Genomic DNA, 18,361 nt, shown 5'->3' with positions numbered 1-18,361 from the left:
GCCCATGCCTCCACGCAGTGTGAGGGCGCCTTATGCAAAAGCGGGAGCGCTGACAATTATTCGCGAACCAACCCAGCAGGAAACACGGTCGGCCGACGTTCTGGCGCTGGAAGCGCTCGGCTGGGCTCTGGCCGATGACAAGCGCGCCGAACGTCTGCTGTCGCTGACCGGCCTGACGCCCGACCGATTGCGGAACGGTCTGACCGATCGCGGCGTTCAATCTGCAGTGCTCGAATTCCTCGCCAATCACGAACCCGACCTGGTGCTGGCCGCCGACGCGCTGGACACCACGCCGGAAACGCTCGTCGCCGCCGCCCGGGAGCTGTCCGCATGAGCCGTCCGCTGATCATTTCCGATTGCGACGAAGTGCTGCTGCACATGGTCTCGCCCTTCCGTGACTGGCTGGCCGAGACGCAGGGCGTCGAATTCCGCATGGAGGGCCGCGATTTTTCGAAGGCGCTGCGCTGGCAGGACAGTGGCGAAATCCTCGCGCCCGAGGAAATCTGGTCGAAGCTCGGCGGTTTCTTCGACACGGAAATGCACCGCCAGACACCTATTGGCGGCGCCATCGAGGGGATTACCGCCCTGCGCGAACACGCCGATGTCGTGATCCTCACCAATCTGGTCGATAAACGCCAGGAAATGCGCCGCGCGCAATTGCTCGATCACGGGCTCGATGCGCGGGTCTTCACCAACCAGGGACCCAAGGGGCCGGCGCTGCAGGCGATCCTCGACGAATACAACCCTTCGAAAGCCATCTTCATCGACGATCTTGCGCAGCATCACCGTTCGGCGCGCGAGACCGTTGGCCAGATCACCACGCTCCACCTCTGCGGCGAACCGCTGCTCGCCCCGCATATCGATTGCGCGCACACATCGGGCCATGCCGATGCGCGGATCGATCGCTGGGACGAAGCGCTGCCGTGGCTGCTGGGCGAAATCGAGAAGGAACCTGCATGAGCATTCACGACCGTCTTCGCGCGCATGGCATCACGCTGCCCGCGGCAGCGGCGCCCGTCGCCAGCTATCAGCCCGTCGTGGTCGATGGCCACACCGCCTATGTGTCGGGCCAGCTTCCCTTTATCGACGGCAAGCTGGTGACCGGCAAACTCGGCGAGGACGTCGCGCTCGATCGGGGTGTTGCCGCGGCGCGTGCCTGCGGATTGATGATCCTGTCCCAGCTCGAAGCGGCAGGGCTGATCGAACGCGTGGCGCATATGGTCAAGCTTGGCGGTTTCGTCGCGTCGATCCCCGATTTCTTCGATCAGCCGAAGGTCATCAATGGCGCCTCCGACCTGATGGTCGAGGTGTTTGGCGATCCCGGGAAACACGCGCGCAGCGCGGTGGGGGTGCCGGTCCTCCCGCTCAATGCCGCGGTCGAGGTCGATGCGATCGTTGCTCTCAAGGCTTGATCGCCTCTTCGTAGCCCCGCCCGATTCCGCGCGGGTCGGCTGGCTGCGCGACTGGACCTTTGCCCATCGCGGGCTGCATGACCAGCATGCTCCGGAAAACTCGCTTGCCGCCTTTGCAGGGGCGGTCGAGCGCGGCATAGGCGTGGAATGCGATATCCAGCGCAGCCGCGATCACGCTGCGATGCTCATGCACGACTGGGAGCTGGAACGGCTTACCGGCGTCACCGGCCCGACCGCGTGTTATTCGGCCGAGGAACTGGCGCGGATCGCCTATCTCGACAGCGAGCACATGCTGGCACGACTCGACGATCTGCTGGCGCTGGTCGAGGGCAGGGTGCCGATCCTGGTCGAGATCAAGTCGCGCCGCCGCTACGATATCGAGGAAAGCTGCGTCGCCGTGCGCGATGCGCTGGCCGGATATGAAGGGCGCCATGCGGTGATGAGCTTCGACCCGCGTGTCTCGCGCTGGTTCCGCAAGCATTCGCCGCGCACCGTGCATGGCCTCGTCATGCGCGAGGATCATATCGGCATGACGCAGAAGCCGTGGCAGCGGCATCTGGCGCTCTGGCTCGCGCGGCCCGAATTCATCGCCTATCATGTCGCGGCCTTGCCCAATCCGATGGTCGCCTCGCTGCGCACGGCTGGCATGCCGGTGCTGACCTGGACGGTGGATACGCCGGATCTTCTGCGACACGCGTTGCTCCATGCCGATGCGCCGATCGCCGAAGGGGCGGGCGTGCCATGAGCGACGGGGGCCTCGCCGCGCGCGTCGGTGGTTCGGTCGGTGCATTCGACCGCGCCGAATGGAACGCGCTCGCCGGCACCGACAACCCTTTCGTCTCCCACGAATTCCTCACCGCGCTGGAGGATTCGGGCAGCGTCGGGGCGGGGACCGGCTGGCAGCCGGCGCCGCTGGTCATCAGTGCCGAAGACGGGCCGCTGGTCGCCGCCATGCCTGCCTATCTCAAGGGGCACAGCCAAGGCGAATACGTCTTCGACCATAGCTGGGCCGATGCCTATGAGCGCGCCGGGGGCAGCTATTACCCCAAGCTCCAGATCGCCGCGCCCTTCACGCCGGCGACCGGGCCGCGCCTGCTCGTCTCGGACGAGGCCTATGCCGCGCCGCTGCTGGCTGCCGCCGAGCAATTGTGCCTGCAGAACGGGTTCTCCTCGGCGCATGCGACCTTTATCGAACCGGAACAGGGGGCGCTGTTCCAGCAGGCCGGGTGGATGCTGCGCAGCGATATCCAGTTCCACTGGCACAATCGCGGCTTCGCCGATTTCGACGCGTTCCTCGCCACGCTCGCCTCGCGCAAGCGCAAGGACCTGCGCAAGGAACGCGCCGCGGCGCAAAGCCAGGTCGATATCGTCCGCCTGCGCGGCGACGACATTCGCCCCGAGCACTGGGATGCGTTCTGGCGGTTCTACCAGGATACCGGTGCGCGCAAATGGGGCACGCCCTATCTGACGCGCGCGGCCTTCGACCTGCTGGGGGAGCGGATGGGAGAAAAGATCCTGCTGGTGCTGGCGCTACAGGAGGGCGAACCGATCGCCGGTGCGCTCAACTTCATCGGTGGCGATGCCCTCTATGGCCGGTACTGGGGCTGCACGCGCGACGTGCGCTTTCTGCATTTCGAACTATGCTATTATCAGGCGATCGACGCGGCGATCGAACTGGGCCTCTCGCGGGTGGAAGCCGGGGCGCAAGGGGGGCATAAGCTCGCGCGGGGATACGAACCGGTGGAAACCGTCTCGGCACATTGGTTCGCCGATCCCGGGTTTCGCCAAGCGGTGGCCGATTTCCTCGAACGCGAACGCGCGGGCGTGGACGCCGATCGCAATTATCTCGCGACCCGCACGCCGTTCAAGAAGGCCTAGGCGGCTCGGCGGCTTCCGTCGGCGAGCCATTCGCGCGCGCGGCGCTGTGCTTCGGCGATTTCGCGCGCGGTCATTTCGTCCGAAACGTCGGCGCGGCACCAGCTGGCTTCCTCATGCCCCTTCGACGCGGCAATGTTGAACCATTTGTGTGCCTCTATCATGTCGCAGACCGTGCCGTGGCTGCCGGTCGAAAACGCGACACCGAGGTCGTAGAGTGCGTCGACGCTGCCGCGTTCGTATGCCGCGAGGCACCGGGCGACCAAGGCCGCGGCTTCCTCGCCCTGGATGATCGTGCCGTTGCCACCTTCGATACCGGTAAGCTGCATCGTCATTCCCCCTGAAGGACCGACATCGATTGCCGGACGATCAAGAATTGCCAAAATTATGGTCAAGAAGTGGTTAACGCGGTGCGGTATTTCTTTCTGCCGGGCCCGATCAAAGGCGCTCTCGCCCCGAAAAACGCACAATTCGACGGCTCATCGGATTGGCGCTTGTGTGGCCGGGGGTGCTTGCCTATACGCCGCGCCCAACGGGTCATCCGGGGCACCGGAAAAATCCGGGCCGGCGGGTCGGCGGTGGTCCGAAGGCTGAATTCGACCGAGTTGAGAGGGTCCTCAATGGCCTCTGTGGCAAACGACAAGGAAAAGCTGGCCAAGGCACGCGCCGCGGTCGGTGCTGAGTACGTACCCGACGACAGCGAAGAATATATGAACGAACGGCAGCAGGAATACTTCCGCATGCTGCTGCTCGATTGGAAGAAATCGATTCACGACGCGGCCGGGCAGACGCTGCAGTCGTTGCAGGACGGCCCAATTCGTGAACCCGATCTCAATGATCGCGCGTCGTCGGAAACCGACTGGGGGATCGAATTGCGCACGCGGGACCGCCAGCGCAAGCTGATCTCGAAGATCGATTCCGCCCTGCGCCGGATCGACCAGGGCGAGTATGGCTGGTGCGAAGTGACCGGCGATCCGATCGGCCTGAAGCGGCTCATCGCCCGGCCTGTCGCAACCATGACCGTCGAGGCGCAGGAAGCGCATGAGCGGCGCGAGAAGATTTCGCGCGACGATTGATCGCGCGATAACCGAATGTTTAGGTCTCGACCCTAGCGTGTAATCCGTCCCGGAACGGTCCGGGGCTGGGTCCGCACTGAGCACGCAAGGGTACGATTAACGCCATGTCCTCGGTCGATACGCGCCATGTCGCTCGCGACAGCCTGTTTCTCTTCGCAGATCTGACCTTCGAGGGTCAGTCCGAATCGACGCGGGTCAAGGTGCGCAACCTGTCGGCTGGCGGGATGATGGCGGAGAGCAGCGAAATCGTTGCTTCGCGCGGAGACCGGTTGGCCATCGATTTGCGCAATGTCGGTATCGTCAGGGGAAGTGTCGCCTGGACGCAGGGCAACCGCTTCGGTGTCGCATTCGAAAGCGATATCGACCCGAAGGTCGTGCGCGCACCCATCGGCACCAGCCCGGAAACCCCGCGCTACGCCCGGCCGGCGGTTTCCACGCCGACATTCTCCGAAGAAGAGCGCCGCATCCGCAACCTTTGAATTGCGTGGCTGACGCCGGCGACCGTGGCTGCTAACCGGGCGTCCATGCGCCCCTGGCTTCTCGCATTCCTGTCCGCTTCCCTCGCCGCCTGCGGCGCGGGAGCCGATGACGGGATCGTCGATGTCGTCTTCATCGCCGAGCCCGAGGAGCTCGTGGCCGAAGGGGTGAGGCTGGGCTATGCAGGCCAGCACATCCGCGCGGCGCTGTCCACCGGCCTGGTACGGATCGATTCGCGCGGTGAGGTCGTGCCCGGCGTGGCCGAGCGCTGGATCGTCACCGATGACGGATCCAGCTACATCTTCCGCATCAACGAATTCGACCTGGCCGACGGGACGCGACTGACGGCGCAGGGGGTGCGCGATGCATTGCAGCGCCGGCTGCGCCAGTTGCGGGGCACTTCGCTCGGCCTCGATCTCGCTAAGATCCGCGATATCCGGGCGATGACCGGGCGGGTCGTCGAAATCCGGCTGACCAGCCCGATGCCCGATTTCCTGCAATTGCTCGCGCAGCCCGAACTCGGCATCGATCTGGCCGGGCAGAGTGCGGGCCTGATGGCGCGCAACACAGAGGATGGAGTGGCGGTGCTTGCCCCGCTGGCACCCGAATTGCGCGGATTGCCCGAACAGCCCGGCTGGGAAGACATCGTGCGCCAGGTACGCGTACATGCAGCCGACGCCGAGCAGGCGACGGAAGGCTTCTCTCAGGCGACCTTCGACCTCGTGCTCGGCGGACGGTTGGCCAATTTGCCGCTGGCCAGTACCGGCCCGCTTTCGCGCGGTAATGTTCGGCTGGATGCAGCGGTCGGCCTGTTCGGGCTCGACGTGCGCAAGCCCGACGGCTTCCTCGAGACGATCGCCAATCGCGAAGCGCTGGCCATGGCGGTGGACCGGGCCGAGCTGATGGCACCATTCAACATCGGCGGCTGGATCCCCTCGACCCGGATCGTGCCCGCCGCCCTGTCGACCAATCCCGAGCCGCCAAGCGAGCGCTGGGTTGCATTGTCGCTCGAACAAAGGCGCAGCGAGGCACGCCAGCGGGTGGCTCAATGGCGTGCGGGAAGCGCGCAGGAGCCGCAAGTGTCGATTTACCTGCCCCCGGGTCCCGGTTCGGACCTGCTGTTCGACGGGCTGGCCGAGGATTTCGCGGCGATCGGCGTTTCCGCCACGCGCGTCGAGAGCGCGGACGCGGCGGATCTGTCCTTGCGCGATCGCGTGGCGCGCTATGCCTCGCCGCGCTGGTTCCTCAACCAGTTCAACTGCGAGATCCGGCCGACGCAATGCAGCGAGGATGCGGACTATCTCGTGTCGCTGGCGCTCGATGCGCGCGACGGGACGGAAGAGGCCTCCTATCTGTACGAGGCGGAAAGCTCGCTGCTTGCGGCGAATCTCTACATCCCGCTCGGAGCGCCGGTCCGCTGGTCGCTGGTGCGCGCGGATATCGAGGCCTTCAGCGAGAACCCCTGGAACATCCATCCCTTGTTCCCGCTGTCTCGCGCTCCCATTTAGCGATCATGGACAATCCCAACCGCCCTCGCCCGATGGGAATAGAGCTGCCGACAGGCACCGATCCGGTTTCGATCCGCAAGCGGATCGAGGCGATGGAGCACCTGCTCGAACGCAGCCTGGTGGTGCCCGGCACCAAATACCCTATCGGCCTCGACACGATCATCGGTTTTGTCCCCGTGATCGGCGATATCGTGACCGCGGCCATGGCCGCCTATATCGTATGGGAAGCCAAGAATCTGGGCCTGCCGCGCTGGAAGCTGTGGCGCATGATGGGCAATGTCGCGATCGATACGGCCGTGGGTTCGGTGCCCGTTGTGGGCGATGCCTTCGACGTTGTCTATCGCTCGAACACCAAGAACCTGCGGATCGTGAAGAAGCACCTCGACAAGCATCACCCGCAGACCCAGGTGATCGAGGGGTAGTTTCATCCGCGACCATTGCGCGCTAGGGCTCTCGCCCATGGCATCCGATGTTACCTATTCGAGCTATCTCGACCTCGACCGCATCCTCGCGGCGCAGCACCCGGCATCCGACGCGCATGACGAGATGCTGTTCATCATCGTCCACCAGGCCTCCGAGCTGTGGCTCAAGCTGTGCCTGCACGAATTGTTCGAGGCACGCGAGTGCATCCGGCAGGACCGGCTGCGGCCCAGCTTCAAGATGCTGGCCCGCGTGGCGCGCGCGCAGGGGCAGCTGATCCAGAGCTGGGACGTGCTCAGCACCATGACCCCGCACGATTATTCGACCATCCGTCCGCATCTGGGTGGATCGAGCGGGTTCCAGAGCGCGCAGTACCGGATGATGGAATTCCTCCTCGGCGGGCGCAATCCGGACATGATCACCATGCACGAGGCGACGCCCGAAGTGGCCGAGGCGCTGCGCGAGGAGCTGACGAAAAAGTCGATCTATGCCGAGGCGATTGCGCTCCTGTCCCGGCGCGGTTTCGACATTCCCGAGGATGTGCTGGCGCGCGACACGGTGGGCAAATGGGAGCATTCGACGGAGGTCGAGGCGGCCTGGGCGGAAATTTACAACCGGCCGAAGGAGCATTGGGACCTCTACGAGCTGGCCGAGAAGCTGGTCGATCTCGAATATCACTTCCAGCGCTGGCGTTTCGGCCATCTGAAAACGGTCGAGCGGATCATCGGCTTCAAGAAGGGCACCGGCGGGACGCCAGGCGTGCCCTATCTCGCGGGCGTGCTGAAGGCGGCCTTCTTCCCCGAATTGCTCAGCGTGAGGACCGCCCTGTGAGGACCGCGGCATGAGTTCATGGCGCTCGAAACGACGTATCTGGGACATCTCCCAGACGCTTCGTCCGGACCTGCCGGTCTGGCCGGGCGATACCGCATTCGCCTTCGAGCGGACGTGGACAATGGAGGATGGCTCGCCGGTCAATGTCGGGCGGATGACGATGAGTACCCATTCGGGCACGCATGGCGACGCGCCGCTCCACTATTCGGCAACCGCGCCCGATATCGCCAGCGTCGAACTGAATCCCTATCTCGGCGAGTGTCTGGTGGTCGATGCCACCGCAGTGAGCGGCGGCAGCATCTCGGTCGGCGATCTGCCGCATCTCGACAGCGTCGATCGCGTGCTGTTCCGCACTTTCGAACGCTTCCCGCATGACGAATGGGACAGCAGCTTCACCGCGATCGATGCCGAGGCGATCGAGTGGCTCGCATTGCAGGGCGTCAAGCTGGTCGGCACCGATGCACCCAGCGTCGATCCGCAGGACAGCAAGACGATGGACGCGCACAAGGCGGTGCTTTCCCACGACATGCGCATCCTCGAAGGACTGGTGCTCGATGGTGTGCCGGAGGGGCGCTACGAGCTGATTGCGCTGCCGCTGAAGATCGCCGGCGGCGATGCCGGATTGTGCCGCGCGATCCTGCGGGAGCTACCCGATGCTTGAGCGCGCGCGCGTTCTCGATGCGGGCGATCCGCTGGCGCAGTTTCGCGAGCGGTTCGATGTGCCCGAGGGCGTAATCTACCTCGACGGCAATTCGCTCGGTTGCCTGCCCAAGGCGACTCCCGCGCGGCTCGAACAGGTGGTGCGCGAGGAATGGGGGCGCGATCTGATCCGTAGCTGGAACAGCGCCGGATGGATCGACCTGCCCGCCAAGGTGGGCGCGAAGATCGCCCCGCTGATCGGAGCGCAGCCGCACGAGGTGATCGCCTGCGACAGCGTTTCGGTGAACCTGTTCAAGCTGATCTCGGCGGCACTCAAGATGCGACCCGGGCGCAAGGTCGTGCTGAGCGAGCCGGGCAATTTCCCGACCGACGTCTACATGATCGAAGGGCTCGAGAGCCAGGGCCTCGCCGAGCGGCGGCTGGTCGAGCGCGGCAAGCTGGTCGAGGCGCTGGACGAAGACGTCGCGCTGCTGCTGCTCACCCATGCGCATTACAAGACCGGCGAACTTTTCGACATGACCGCGCTGACGAAGGCCGCGCACGAAGCGGGCGCGCTGGTCTTGTGGGACTTGTCGCATTCGGGCGGGGCGCTGCCCGTGGACCTGGGCGCCTGCGAGGCCGATTTCGCGGTCGGTTGCGGGTACAAATATTTGAATGGTGGCCCCGGCGCGCCGGCCTATGCCTTCGTCGCCGGGCGGCATCTGTCAGCGACCGAGCAACCGCTGAGCGGCTGGATGGGGCATGCGGCCCCCTTCGCCTTTTCGGACGATTACGAAGCCGCGCCCGGCATCGAGCGGCTGCTGTGCGGCACGCCGGGAATCCTCGGGTTGGCGGCGCTCGAGGTGGGCGTCGATCTGATCGCCGAAATCGGCGTCGAGCAGCTCTCTGCCAAGTCGAAGGCGCTCTCCGAGTTTCTCCGCCAATGCCTCGCTGAATGCGACGTCGCACTCGACCTCGTCAGCCCGGCCGACCCCGGCGCGCGTGGCAGCCAGCTCTCCTTCCGTCACGAGGAGGCCTACGCCATCTGCCAGGCGCTGATCGCGCGCGGTGTGATCGGCGACTTCCGCGACCCCGACATCCTGCGCTTCGGTTTCGCCCCCGCCTATCTGCGCTTCGAGGACATGGCCGAGGCCGCGCGGCACGTGGCCGAGGTGCTTGAGAGCGGCGAATGGCAGAAGGCGGAGTTTCGCGAGCGGGCCGCGGTTACCTGACGACCGATTTTGGGTGGAAAGCTGTCAAATCTGGACGAGACTTTCGCAAGTCCCGGTGCCCGTGACTTTCACACGCTCCTTCCAATGTGAAGTGACATAGCCCCCGCTAACTGTCGATCCATCAGAGCATCGAACTACGACCTCACCCTCAACTTCCGGAATTACAGCAAAGTAGCCGAATGGGAGGTCCCGTAGGCGTTGTTGCCATTCGCCATTTGTCACTTTTGCTGTTTGTGCGAGTCCGGTTTCGTCACGGACGATCACATATCCCGCATAAGTGAGAGCAAGCCACACAACAGCCGACAGGCCAAGAACCAACACGACAATCCGAAGCATTTTCTTACTATCTGCTCATTGGCCAATGTCCGCAATGGCGTCGTTAGCAGCCGGTCGGCTCCTGCCACAGCGCCACTACGGCAAATTGGTCGCGATCTGGGTGGGAAGCGGAAGCTACTCAGCACTCACATCGTGATGCTCAAACAGCTCCTGCAACGCGTGCTCACGCGATGTTACGGTAAAGGCCCTGAGATCTTCATTCACCACTAGATATGGGCGCCCCTCCGGGTTGTAAGAGCGCTCATAGTATCCTCCGTCTGAGTCAGGTTCATAAACCGAGCAGTAAACGCGATCATCGTCTCGCGACGCGCGAATGCCAACGAATGCAAACAACATCGTATCGTCCGACCACTCCTCCCAAGGCGTAGATGCGATCACTTCCATTCCGCCTTGACCATTACATCGTGGATCAGCTTTCGGCTGTTTCGACCCGAAGAAATGAAGGACGATACCTTCGGGGACATTGGTCATCCGGTAATAGTAATGGTTATCGATTGGGCCGTCGTGAGGGCGAACTGAGTAGCGCACAAACCCTTCAGGAATGTCAAATGGCTTATCGCCAACTATCTTGGCGCTATGTCCTCCAACCTCCCATTCACCAAGGACATGCGTCTGCACCGTGCCCCCTCCTTGAGTGATGGCTTGGGCTACGGTTAGCCCGTTCTCAGTCCAGTCGGGGTCGGGCGGTCCGAGGCGAGATAACTCAATCTCCGTCTCTTCTTGATACTGCCCGATTTCAGGGACTAGTTCTTCGAACATCTGCGCAATATCGTCGATTGGAAGATTTGAGGCAAAAGCGCTTCCGACGAGGACGGCGAGCTGTGAGAAAGTCTTCATGTCGGAGTGGATAGCAACTTCAATTATGTCCGCAAAGTAGTCGCTAGCGGACATTCCGGAAAGGCTGTCCTACAGCACCCGATCCATGCCATTTCGGCCGGATGCAATGCTCCCTCGCCCACACTGCACCATGCCGGAACACGGCTCGCGTACCCTCGGGCTTTTTAGCTCCTGGACAGTGTAACAGGTGGTCCATCTTTCAGCTTCATGCCTGCGAAGCTGAACGGATCACGCTTCCAGTTCGATGTCCCAATAGAGCCAGTCGCGCCAGGTTTCGTGCAGGTAGTTCGGCGGGAACTGCTTGCCGTGCTGTTGCAGCTGCCAATGCGTGGGGCGGATCGGCTTGGTATAGAGTTGCATCCCGGCCTGCTTGGGCGTGCGCCCACCCTTCTTCATGTTGCAGGGGGCGCAGGCGGTGGCGATGTTCTCCCACGTGGTCTTGCCGCCGAGGCGGCGGGGGACGACGTGGTCGAAGGTGAGGTTGTTCATGGCGCCGCAGAACTGGCAGCTGAACCGGTCGCGCAGGAAGACGTTGAAGCGCGTGAAGGCGGGGAACTCGCTCGGCTTCACATATTGCTTGAGCGCGATCACGCTGGGGATCTTCATGTCGAGGCTGGGCGAATGGACCTCGCGGTCGTAGGTGGCGATCACGTCGACCCGCTCGAGGAAGATCGCCTTGATCGCGGTCTGCCACGGCCACAGGCTCAGCGGGTAATAGGACAGCGGGGTGTAATCGGCGTTGAGGACGAGCGAGGGGCACGACTGCAGATTGCGCGTCGGATCTTCCTCGGTATTCCGGAACCTTGCGGCCCGCTCCAGCAATTCGGCCTTGAACACCTGTGCGTCCCTCCCGATAGCTTCGAGAATGCACTTGCAAGGAAAAGCGTCAAGCCTGTTACAGACAGGCTATCCACAGCCTGTCCACCAAAATGCCCACAAGCCTTAGCCTGTGACCGTCACCCGTTTCGCCCCAAGTCCCAACGGGCCGCTCCATCTGGGGCACGCCTATTCGGCGATCGTCGCGCATGATCTGGCGCGCGAAGCGGGCGGGCGTTTCCTGCTGCGGATCGAGGATATCGACGGCCCCCGCTCGCGCTCCGAGCTGGCGGACGAATTCCGCCGCGATCTCGAATGGCTGGGGCTCGAATGGGAGGAGGTTCCCGCGCAGTCGACCCGGCTGGCGAGTTACGAAGAGGTCGCACGCGGATTGCTCGAACGCGGCTACCTTTACCCCTGTACCTGCACGCGCGCGGAGATCGAGGCGATGGAGCCGCGCTTAGGATCGCAGGGCGCGATCTATCCCGGGACCTGCAAGGGGCGGCTGCTCGATCCGGAAAAGCCTGCCGCATTGCGGCTCGATCTCGACCGGGCGATGGCCGATGCAGGCGAACTGGCCTGGGAAGATGAACTGGCCGGACAGCAGATCGCCGATCCGCGCGAGGCGGGCGATGTGGTGATCGTGCGCAAGGATGCGCCGGCGAGCTACCATCTGGCGGCTACGCTCGACGATGCGGCCGATGCGGTAACGCTGGTAACGCGCGGGCAGGACCTATTCCCAGCGACGCATATCCACCGGCTGCTGCAAGCGCTGCTCGGCTTGCCCGTCCCGCGCTGGCATCACCATGCCCTGCTGCTCGATGAGAGTGGACAGAAGCTCGCCAAGCGCCGCGGATCGGGTGCTCTGGGCTTTGGGCTGGCCGACCGGCGCAGGGGCGGAGAGGATGGACTGTTGCTTGCAGAGCAACTGCGCTTGCACCGTTTTCCGGCTGGTATTTCGCTGCTGAGCGCCTAAATCCTTGGCCATGACAACCTTCCTCACCATCCTCCTCGTCATCCTCATGGTCCTGGTGGTCGCTTCGCTGATCCGCGGGATCGTCGCTTTCATGAAGAGCACCAAGATCGATCTCGAGAGCGGCGAACAGACCGACGCGAGCGACATGCAGCTGATGCAGAACAAGATGATGTTCGCGCGCATCAAGTATCAGGCGCTCGCGGTGGTCGTGGTCGCGGTGATCCTCGCCATCGCGAACTGATCCCAGCGCCGCGTGGTCAAGCTTACCAAGATTTACACGCGCACCGGCGATGAAGGGACCACCGGTCTGGTCGACGGTTCGCGTCTGTCCAAACACGATGCGCGGATGGAAGCGATCGGCGCGGTGGACGAGGCGAATTCCGCGCTCGGGCTTGCTGTAGTGGCGTTGGCGGATGGCGAATATGCCGAGCCGCTGTACCGCATCCAGAACGATCTGTTCGACCTCGGCGCCGATTTGGCGACACCGGCTGCCGAAGACGACGATTTCGCGCCTTCGGACATGGTTTTGAGGGTCGTGGCCGCTCAGGTCGAATGGCTCGAGACCGCGATCGACGCCGCCAATGCCCGGCTCGAACCGCTATCCAGCTTCGTCCTTCCCGGGGGGAGCGAGGCAGCTGCGCGGCTCCATGTCGCCCGCGCCGCCACGCGCCGCGCCGAACGCGCGATGACCGCCATGGCCGCGCAGGTGCGCGCCAATCCGCAGGCGCTGGCCTATATCAACCGCCTGTCGGACTATCTCTTCGTGCTGGCCCGGGTGGCCAATGAAGACGGGCGGGCCGACGTGAAGTGGATTCCGGGCGCCAATCGCTGATCCGCTTGTAGCCAGAGGCCCGAGCCTTCGCTAGACCGCGCACTTTGCTGCACTTGCGAAGGGAAATCTCGATGAACGATACGGTCGCCATTATCGGTGCTGGGCAGATGGGCTCGGGCATTGCGCAGACCGTGGCCGCGCACGGCATGGACGTGCTGTTGGCCGATGTCAGCCTCGACGTCGCCGAGAAGGCGCATGCGGGGATCGACAAGGCGCTCGGCAAGCTCGTTGGCAAGGGCAAGATCGAGATCGCCGATGCCGAAGCGACGCTCAAGCGCATCACGCCCGTCGGCGACTATGCGCCGATGAAGGATGCGGGCCTGATCATCGAGGCTGCGACCGAGAAGGAAGCGATCAAGCAGGCGATCTTCGAGAAGGCCGGGGAAATGCTCGCGCCCGATGCGATCATGGCTTCGAACACCAGCTCGATCCCGATCACCCGCATGGCCAATTACTCTCCCGACCCGGCGCGGTTCATCGGGCTGCACTTCTTCAATCCCGTACCGGTGATGAAGCTGATCGAGGTCATCCCGGGCCTCGCCACCGCGCAGACGACCACCGAACGCACGACGGATTTTGCCGAAAGCCTGGGCAAGGAAGTGGTGCTCTCGCAAGACGAGCCCGGCTTCGTCGTCAACCGCATCCTGCTGCCGATGATCAACGAGGCGGTCTTCGTCCTCGGCCAGTCGACCGCGGGGATCGAGGATATCGACAAGGGTTGTCGCCTCGGCCTCAACCACCCCATGGGGCCGTTGCAGCTCGCCGATTTCGTCGGGCTCGACACCTGTCTCGACATCATCATGGTGCTCTACAAGACCACTCGCGACGCGAAGTATCGCCCCGCACCGCTGCTGGTGAAATATGTCGAGGCCGGCTGGCTCGGCCGCAAGACGGGGCGCGGATTCTACGACTATTCGGGCGAGGCGCCGGTGCCGACGCGGTAGTTTGCTGCGTGGCTGCCGACATCCGTCGACAGCCTGCGGCGGCACCGGCCCACGCCCCCTCCCGGCCACCCACGGCACGGTAACTTATGGGTGGCCGGGTGGGGGCGTGGGCCGGTACCGCAAGGTAAGCGCGGACGCGCTTACCGCACGCAACAAACAAATTCGGAAGGGGGAGCGGGATGGAACAGCAAGCCTTCGACGGATGTCCGGCCCGCATGCAACAAACAACGGAACTCTCGCCCCATGCTCCCCGTTTCTCTCCCAAAGGAGACATTCGATGAGCAATTCCAAACCCGAGAGCCAGGAGATGCGCCAGTCGGGCCTCGCCCCGGAAACGCATAACGACGAGCAGGACGATCACCGCAGCCAGTCTCAGGAAGTGGCCGAGCAAGCGCAGCAGCTGACCAGCGAGACCGCCTCCCCTACCGAAAGCAAGAAGAGCGACAATTCTTCGGGGCTGATGGGCGATTCCACGCAGGATACGATCGACCATATGCGCGACATGGAAAGTTCGGGCCGGATCGACATGGATGCTTATACCGGCGAGCCAAACCATGACGACAATGTCGACAAATACGGCAAGGCGCGCAAACCAGATGGGCTGCGCGGCGATGGCACCTGATCAGTCGATCGAGCCGTCGTTCAGGATCCACAGGCCAGCGGTAAGCACTGCCGCACCGGTGGCGACAGCATAGGCCATCACGCGGAAATTCGGCCGGGGAATCGCCTCGAACTGATGCGAGTCCAGCCGCTCCAGCGTGCGGCATGCGCGGCGCTCGGCGGTAACCGCCAGCCAGCCACCGCCGACGATGAACACCGTGGCAATGGCCTTGGCCAGCCAGGGTGGTTCGAAATCACCGAACACCGCTCTGAAGCCCAGGCCGATGCCGATGGCGGCAAAGGCGGTGCGCATCCAGCCCGCGAAGGTCCGCTCCATCGCCATGATGTTGCGGTCTTCGGCGAGGTCGGTGCGAAACTCCGCCCATTGCGTCGATTTGTCGGGTTCGTCCGGAGGATCGTCCTGCGCCATGCCCGAATAATGGCCGAGGGCTAGCCCCGGTTCCGGACCTACTCGCCGCGTTCGACGGGCACGGGCGCGATTCTGACGGCGCCGGGCGGCGGTGCGGGCGCGCTTTCGATCATCGGCTGCGCGTCGTTGACGAGATGGCTGTGATCGATCGGGGTGGGTTGAAAGGGCTGCGGCTCGGCAGGACCGGCGGACTCGCTTTCGGCATACCAGGCGGACAGCGATCGATCGTCCTCCCGTGACCGGGGCGTTCGCACCTGGCCGGATCGCGCGGCGGGGCTTGCCACCGCTGCGGCGCGCTCATCCGGAGGGACGTCGCCCAGCTGGCCGATGACGCCGGGATTGTCCTCTCCGCCGACCAGCAGCGCAACGGCCACCAGGAAGATGGCGACTATCGCCAGCTTCTTCGCCAAACCGGTGGAAAATTCGTGATCCATCGGGGCGCAATCTAGCCGGCGAAGGGTTAAGCCTCGGTTTCACTGGCCTTCGCTTTGAGCGTATAGAGCGTCTCGAGCGCCTCGCGTGGCGAGAGGGCATCGATATCGAGCTGCTCGATCGCGCTACGGAGGGGGTCCTCCTCTTCCTCCCGCATCTGCGCCGTGACAGCAAACAATGGCAGTTCGCCGAGGCCCGCGGCGAGCCCACCGGTCGCCTCGCGGCCCTTTTCGAGCTTGTCGAGTACCGCCTTGGCGCGCTTGATTACCGGCGCGGGGACGCCTGCCAGCTTGGCGACCGACAGGCCGTAGCTGCGATCCGCCGGGCCCCTGGCGAGTTCGTGCAGCAGGACGAGATCGCCCTTCCATTCGCGCGCGCGAACATGATGCAGCGAAAGCGCGTCGCAGGTGTCGGCAAGGCGGCTGAGTTCGTGGTAATGCGTTGCGAAGAGGCAGCGGCAGCCGAGCTGTTCATGCACCGCTTCGACCACCGCCCAGGCGAGCGCCATGCCGTCATAGGTCGACGTGCCCCGGCCGACCTCGTCGAGAATGACGAAACTGCGCTTGCTGGCCTGCGACAGGATCGCGGCGGTCTCGACCATTTCGACCATGAAGGTCGAACGTCCGCGCGCGAGGTTGTCGGATGCTCCAACGCGGCTGAACAGGCGGTCCGCCAGGCCGATCCGCGCTGTCGTCGCGGGTACGAAACTGCCCGCCTGCGCTAGCAGCATGATCAGCGCGTTCTGGCGCAGAAACGTCGATTTACCGCCCATGTTCGGACCGCCGATCAACCACAGCCGATCGTCGGGTCCGAGCGTGCAATCGTTGGCGACGAAGCGTTCGCCCGCCTTGGCCAGCGCCTGCTCGACCACCGGATGCCGACCCCCGGTGACTTCGAGACACGGATCGTCGAGTATTTCGGGGCGCGCCCAGTCGCCTTCGGCAGCACGTTCGGCGAGCGCTGCGGATACGTCGATCCGCGCCAGCGCGGCGGCGGTCGCCGCGATCGCCTCGCGCGCGGCGACGACTTCGCTCACGAGCTGCTCGAAATGCGCCTCTTCCGCCGCCAGCGCATGCGCCCCGGCCTCGGCGATCCGTGTCGCCTCCTCGTGCAGACCGACCGAATTGAACCGCACTGCGCCCGCCATGGTCTGGCGATGGGTGAAACCGCTGTCGGCCGCCATAAGCTTGTCGCCATGCTTGGCGGGCACTTCGATAAAATAGCCGAGCACCTTGTTGTGCTTGATCTTGAGCGATGCGGTATCGGTCTCCTCGCGATACTTCGCTTCGAGCGCAGCGATCGCCTTGCGCGCATTGCCGCTGGTCTCGCGCAGCGCGTCGAGCGAATGGTCGTAACCGGTGGCAATGAAGCCGCCCTGACTGCGTTCGGTCGGCGGCGAGGGGACCAGCGCGCGGGCGAGGTGATCGACCAGCGCGGCATGCCCGCCGAGCGCTTCGCTCATCCGCGCCAGCAGCGGGGGCAGGTCGCTGCTGGCGGCCAGCATGTCGCGCACTCGCCGCGCTTCGGCGAGCCCGTCGCGAATCTGGCCAAGGTCGCGCGGGCTGCCGCGCCCTGCCACCAGCCTGCCGAGAGCGCGCCCGATGTCGGGCGCCTGCCGCAGCACGGTGCGCAGATCGGCGCGCAGCAGCGGATCGGCATGGAAATGCTGCACGGCGGCAAGCCGCTCCTCGATCGCGCCGCGCTCGGCGAGCGGGGCGGAAAGGTCCTCGGCCAGCTGGCGGGCCCCCGCGCCGGTGGAGCAGCGATCGACGCAGGCGATCAGGCTTCCCGCGCGCCCGCCGCTTTGCGCTTCGAGTATTTCGAGACTTGCGCGCGTGGCCGCATCCATTGCCAGATGCGCGCCCGATCCGCGCGCGACGGGCGGCAACAGGAAGGGCAGCGTGCCGCGTCCGGCATGATCGAGATAGGCGATCAGCCCCGCCGCCGCGGCCAGCATCGGCCGCGTGAACGCGCCGAGCCCGTCGAGCGTTGCAACACCGTGGATTGTCTTGAGCCGCGCCTCGCCGTCTTCGCTGCGGAAGTCGGCACGCGGGCGGGCGATCACCTCGGCGGGCGCCGCGTCCCAGTCGTCCGGCGTAACCACCTCGCTCGCACCCATGCGTGCCAGCGCCGCATCGAGCGCCTGCGGGGCGCATTCCTCGAGCTCCATGCGTCCGGTAGAGATGTCGCAGGCGGCCAGGCCCACACCGTCGCGTACCGGGGCGACGGCGACCAGGAGGTTTGCGCGGCGCGGTTCGAGCAGTGCTTCCTCGGTCAGCGTCCCGGCGGTGACGAAGCGCACGATATCGCGCGCGACCAGCGCCTTCGATACCGGCGTGCCTTCGCGCTTGGCACGTTCCTTGGCTTCTTCGGGCGTCTCGGTCTGTTCCGCGATGGCCACGCGGCAACCGCCCTTGATCAGCCGCGCGAGATAGCCTTCCGCCGAATGGACTGGCACGCCGCACATCGGCACCGGTTCGCCATCATGCTCGCCGCGCGTCGTCAGCGCGATGTCGAGCACGCCCGCGGCCACCTTCGCGTCGTCGAAGAACAGCTCGAAAAAGTCGCCCATGCGGTAGAACAGCAGCGCATCGCCCGCCTCGCGCTTTAATGCGAGATATTGCTGCATCATCGGGGTGGGCTTGCCGGACATGAATCGGGCCTAGCGAGCGTGGCGGCGATTCGGGA

At 64.6% G+C, this 18,361-nt stretch carries 23 protein-coding genes; 17 read left to right on the top strand and 6 right to left on the bottom strand.

The window, feature by feature from the left end; all coding sequences use genetic code 11:
* The first annotated feature begins 49 nt into the window (after positions 1 to 49).
* From ACQY4G_RS04395 to ACQY4G_RS04375, 5 genes are read left to right on the top strand one after another with little or no spacing between them, the layout of a single operon-like run.
* Positions 50 to 334, top strand: a complete 285-nt coding sequence (locus ACQY4G_RS04395; RefSeq protein WP_421993550.1) for a DUF3572 family protein — start codon at positions 50 to 52, stop codon at positions 332 to 334.
* On the top strand, positions 331 to 960 hold the full coding sequence (locus ACQY4G_RS04390) for an HAD family hydrolase (RefSeq protein ID WP_291168117.1): 630 nt from the start codon (positions 331 to 333) through the stop codon (positions 958 to 960). The genes ACQY4G_RS04395 and ACQY4G_RS04390 overlap by 4 nt, the downstream gene beginning before the upstream one ends.
* A complete protein-coding gene (locus ACQY4G_RS04385; protein ID WP_067690840.1) occupies positions 957 to 1,412 on the top strand; it encodes a RidA family protein in 456 nt (151 codons plus the stop codon). The genes ACQY4G_RS04390 and ACQY4G_RS04385 overlap by 4 nt, the downstream gene beginning before the upstream one ends.
* Complete coding sequence (locus ACQY4G_RS04380; protein ID WP_421993284.1) at positions 1,387 to 2,157, top strand: glycerophosphodiester phosphodiesterase family protein; 771 nt, start codon at positions 1,387 to 1,389, stop codon at positions 2,155 to 2,157. The genes ACQY4G_RS04385 and ACQY4G_RS04380 overlap by 26 nt, the downstream gene beginning before the upstream one ends.
* On the top strand, positions 2,154 to 3,290 hold the full coding sequence (locus tag ACQY4G_RS04375) for a GNAT family N-acetyltransferase (RefSeq protein ID WP_421993282.1): 1,137 nt from the start codon (positions 2,154 to 2,156) through the stop codon (positions 3,288 to 3,290). The genes ACQY4G_RS04380 and ACQY4G_RS04375 overlap by 4 nt, the downstream gene beginning before the upstream one ends.
* Here ACQY4G_RS04375 and ACQY4G_RS04370 read toward each other — a convergent pair.
* The gene (locus tag ACQY4G_RS04370) at positions 3,287 to 3,616 is read right to left on the bottom strand and encodes a hypothetical protein (RefSeq protein ID WP_291168690.1); all 330 of its coding nucleotides are present in this window, start codon (positions 3,614 to 3,616) and stop codon (positions 3,287 to 3,289) included. The genes ACQY4G_RS04375 and ACQY4G_RS04370 overlap by 4 nt on opposite strands.
* Positions 3,617 to 3,907: 291 nt before the next feature.
* Between ACQY4G_RS04370 and dksA the strand changes: the two genes are divergently transcribed.
* The 7 genes from dksA to kynU all read left to right on the top strand — a co-directional run bounded on the left by dksA (position 3,908) and on the right by kynU (position 9,470).
* Positions 3,908 to 4,363, top strand: a complete 456-nt coding sequence (gene dksA, locus ACQY4G_RS04365; RefSeq protein WP_067690833.1) for an RNA polymerase-binding protein DksA — start codon at positions 3,908 to 3,910, stop codon at positions 4,361 to 4,363.
* Between the two features lie 104 nt (positions 4,364 to 4,467).
* Positions 4,468 to 4,842 (top strand): PilZ domain-containing protein, encoded by a 375-nt coding sequence (locus tag ACQY4G_RS04360; protein ID WP_067690830.1) that lies wholly within the window; start codon positions 4,468 to 4,470, stop codon positions 4,840 to 4,842.
* A gap of 45 nt (positions 4,843 to 4,887) precedes the next feature.
* The gene (locus ACQY4G_RS04355) at positions 4,888 to 6,348 is read left to right on the top strand and encodes an ABC transporter substrate-binding protein (RefSeq protein WP_421993280.1); all 1,461 of its coding nucleotides are present in this window, start codon (positions 4,888 to 4,890) and stop codon (positions 6,346 to 6,348) included.
* Between the two features lie 5 nt (positions 6,349 to 6,353).
* Entirely contained in the window at positions 6,354 to 6,770 is a 417-nt protein-coding gene (locus ACQY4G_RS04350) for a DUF4112 domain-containing protein (RefSeq protein ID WP_421993278.1), read from the top strand.
* 37 nt (positions 6,771 to 6,807) lie between these two features.
* Positions 6,808 to 7,599, top strand: a complete 792-nt coding sequence (locus tag ACQY4G_RS04345) for a tryptophan 2,3-dioxygenase (protein WP_421993276.1) — start codon at positions 6,808 to 6,810, stop codon at positions 7,597 to 7,599.
* A 10-nt stretch (positions 7,600 to 7,609) separates the two neighbouring features.
* Complete coding sequence (gene kynB / locus ACQY4G_RS04340; RefSeq protein ID WP_421993274.1) at positions 7,610 to 8,260, top strand: arylformamidase; 651 nt, start codon at positions 7,610 to 7,612, stop codon at positions 8,258 to 8,260.
* Positions 8,253 to 9,470 carry a kynureninase gene (gene kynU / locus ACQY4G_RS04335; RefSeq protein WP_421993272.1) on the top strand — a complete coding sequence of 406 codons (1,218 nt, stop codon included), beginning with the start codon at positions 8,253 to 8,255 and terminating at the stop codon, positions 9,468 to 9,470. Before kynB ends, kynU begins: the two co-directional genes overlap by 8 nt.
* Positions 9,471 to 9,920: 450 nt before the next feature.
* Here the strand turns inward: kynU and ACQY4G_RS04330 are convergent, their stop codons facing one another.
* Both ACQY4G_RS04330 and ACQY4G_RS04325 read right to left on the bottom strand, forming a co-directional pair.
* Positions 9,921 to 10,643 (bottom strand): hypothetical protein, encoded by a 723-nt coding sequence (locus tag ACQY4G_RS04330; RefSeq protein WP_421993270.1) that lies wholly within the window; start codon positions 10,641 to 10,643, stop codon positions 9,921 to 9,923.
* A 228-nt stretch (positions 10,644 to 10,871) separates the two neighbouring features.
* The gene (locus ACQY4G_RS04325; RefSeq protein ID WP_421993548.1) at positions 10,872 to 11,462 is read right to left on the bottom strand and encodes an HNH endonuclease; all 591 of its coding nucleotides are present in this window, start codon (positions 11,460 to 11,462) and stop codon (positions 10,872 to 10,874) included.
* Between the two features lie 130 nt (positions 11,463 to 11,592).
* Between ACQY4G_RS04325 and gluQRS the strand changes: the two genes are divergently transcribed.
* The 5 genes from gluQRS to ACQY4G_RS04300 all read left to right on the top strand — a co-directional run bounded on the left by gluQRS (position 11,593) and on the right by ACQY4G_RS04300 (position 14,833).
* Positions 11,593 to 12,435 (top strand): tRNA glutamyl-Q(34) synthetase GluQRS, encoded by an 843-nt coding sequence (gluQRS, locus tag ACQY4G_RS04320; RefSeq protein ID WP_421993268.1) that lies wholly within the window; start codon positions 11,593 to 11,595, stop codon positions 12,433 to 12,435.
* 10 nt (positions 12,436 to 12,445) lie between these two features.
* Positions 12,446 to 12,676 carry an HIG1 domain-containing protein gene (locus tag ACQY4G_RS04315; protein ID WP_067690846.1) on the top strand — a complete coding sequence of 77 codons (231 nt, stop codon included), beginning with the start codon at positions 12,446 to 12,448 and terminating at the stop codon, positions 12,674 to 12,676.
* A 12-nt stretch (positions 12,677 to 12,688) separates the two neighbouring features.
* Positions 12,689 to 13,267 carry a cob(I)yrinic acid a,c-diamide adenosyltransferase gene (locus tag ACQY4G_RS04310; RefSeq protein WP_421993266.1) on the top strand — a complete coding sequence of 193 codons (579 nt, stop codon included), beginning with the start codon at positions 12,689 to 12,691 and terminating at the stop codon, positions 13,265 to 13,267.
* A 71-nt stretch (positions 13,268 to 13,338) separates the two neighbouring features.
* Positions 13,339 to 14,211 (top strand): 3-hydroxyacyl-CoA dehydrogenase NAD-binding domain-containing protein, encoded by an 873-nt coding sequence (locus tag ACQY4G_RS04305; protein ID WP_421993264.1) that lies wholly within the window; start codon positions 13,339 to 13,341, stop codon positions 14,209 to 14,211.
* A 277-nt stretch (positions 14,212 to 14,488) separates the two neighbouring features.
* Complete coding sequence (locus ACQY4G_RS04300; RefSeq protein ID WP_291181423.1) at positions 14,489 to 14,833, top strand: hypothetical protein; 345 nt, start codon at positions 14,489 to 14,491, stop codon at positions 14,831 to 14,833.
* Here the strand turns inward: ACQY4G_RS04300 and ACQY4G_RS04295 are convergent, their stop codons facing one another.
* The 3 genes from ACQY4G_RS04295 to mutS are packed head-to-tail and all read right to left on the bottom strand — an operon-like array spanning position 14,834 to position 18,326.
* Positions 14,834 to 15,241 carry a YidH family protein gene (locus tag ACQY4G_RS04295; protein WP_291181421.1) on the bottom strand — a complete coding sequence of 136 codons (408 nt, stop codon included), beginning with the start codon at positions 15,239 to 15,241 and terminating at the stop codon, positions 14,834 to 14,836.
* Positions 15,242 to 15,279: 38 nt separating this feature from the next.
* Entirely contained in the window at positions 15,280 to 15,675 is a 396-nt protein-coding gene (locus tag ACQY4G_RS04290) for a hypothetical protein (protein WP_421993262.1), read from the bottom strand.
* Positions 15,676 to 15,701: 26 nt separating this feature from the next.
* Positions 15,702 to 18,326, bottom strand: coding sequence for a DNA mismatch repair protein MutS (mutS, locus tag ACQY4G_RS04285; protein ID WP_421993260.1), 2,625 nt, complete (start codon positions 18,324 to 18,326; stop codon positions 15,702 to 15,704).
* Between the last annotated feature and the right edge of the window lie 35 nt (positions 18,327 to 18,361).

Source organism: Qipengyuania sp. (assembly GCF_965277845.1).
Lineage (GTDB): Bacteria > Pseudomonadota > Alphaproteobacteria > Sphingomonadales > Sphingomonadaceae > Qipengyuania.
Note: the sequence above shows the minus strand (reverse complement) of the source record. Positions and strands in the feature narration are given on the sequence as shown.

Bases quoted from the DNA above. Each gene is read 5' to 3' on its own strand.
- ACQY4G_RS04390 (WP_291168117.1), top strand. From the start codon at position 331: ATGAGCCGTCCGCTGATCATTTCCGATTGCGACGAAGTGCTGCTGCAC.
- ACQY4G_RS04385 (WP_067690840.1), top strand. From the start codon at position 957: ATGAGCATTCACGACCGTCTTCGCGCGCATGGCATCACGCTGCCCGCG.
- ACQY4G_RS04380 (WP_421993284.1), top strand. From the start codon at position 1,387: ATGCGATCGTTGCTCTCAAGGCTTGATCGCCTCTTCGTAGCCCCGCCC.
- ACQY4G_RS04375 (WP_421993282.1), top strand. From the start codon at position 2,154: ATGAGCGACGGGGGCCTCGCCGCGCGCGTCGGTGGTTCGGTCGGTGCA.
- ACQY4G_RS04370 (WP_291168690.1), bottom strand. From the start codon at position 3,616: ATGCAGCTTACCGGTATCGAAGGTGGCAACGGCACGATCATCCAGGGC.
- dksA (WP_067690833.1), top strand. From the start codon at position 3,908: ATGGCCTCTGTGGCAAACGACAAGGAAAAGCTGGCCAAGGCACGCGCC.
- ACQY4G_RS04360 (WP_067690830.1), top strand. From the start codon at position 4,468: ATGTCCTCGGTCGATACGCGCCATGTCGCTCGCGACAGCCTGTTTCTC.
- ACQY4G_RS04355 (WP_421993280.1), top strand. From the start codon at position 4,888: ATGCGCCCCTGGCTTCTCGCATTCCTGTCCGCTTCCCTCGCCGCCTGC.
- ACQY4G_RS04350 (WP_421993278.1), top strand. From the start codon at position 6,354: ATGGACAATCCCAACCGCCCTCGCCCGATGGGAATAGAGCTGCCGACA.
- ACQY4G_RS04345 (WP_421993276.1), top strand. From the start codon at position 6,808: ATGGCATCCGATGTTACCTATTCGAGCTATCTCGACCTCGACCGCATC.
- kynB (WP_421993274.1), top strand. From the start codon at position 7,610: ATGAGTTCATGGCGCTCGAAACGACGTATCTGGGACATCTCCCAGACG.
- kynU (WP_421993272.1), top strand. From the start codon at position 8,253: ATGCTTGAGCGCGCGCGCGTTCTCGATGCGGGCGATCCGCTGGCGCAG.
- ACQY4G_RS04330 (WP_421993270.1), bottom strand. From the start codon at position 10,643: ATGAAGACTTTCTCACAGCTCGCCGTCCTCGTCGGAAGCGCTTTTGCC.
- ACQY4G_RS04315 (WP_067690846.1), top strand. From the start codon at position 12,446: ATGACAACCTTCCTCACCATCCTCCTCGTCATCCTCATGGTCCTGGTG.
- ACQY4G_RS04305 (WP_421993264.1), top strand. From the start codon at position 13,339: ATGAACGATACGGTCGCCATTATCGGTGCTGGGCAGATGGGCTCGGGC.
- ACQY4G_RS04300 (WP_291181423.1), top strand. From the start codon at position 14,489: ATGAGCAATTCCAAACCCGAGAGCCAGGAGATGCGCCAGTCGGGCCTC.
- ACQY4G_RS04295 (WP_291181421.1), bottom strand. From the start codon at position 15,241: ATGGCGCAGGACGATCCTCCGGACGAACCCGACAAATCGACGCAATGG.
- ACQY4G_RS04290 (WP_421993262.1), bottom strand. From the start codon at position 15,675: ATGGATCACGAATTTTCCACCGGTTTGGCGAAGAAGCTGGCGATAGTC.
- mutS (WP_421993260.1), bottom strand. From the start codon at position 18,326: ATGTCCGGCAAGCCCACCCCGATGATGCAGCAATATCTCGCATTAAAG.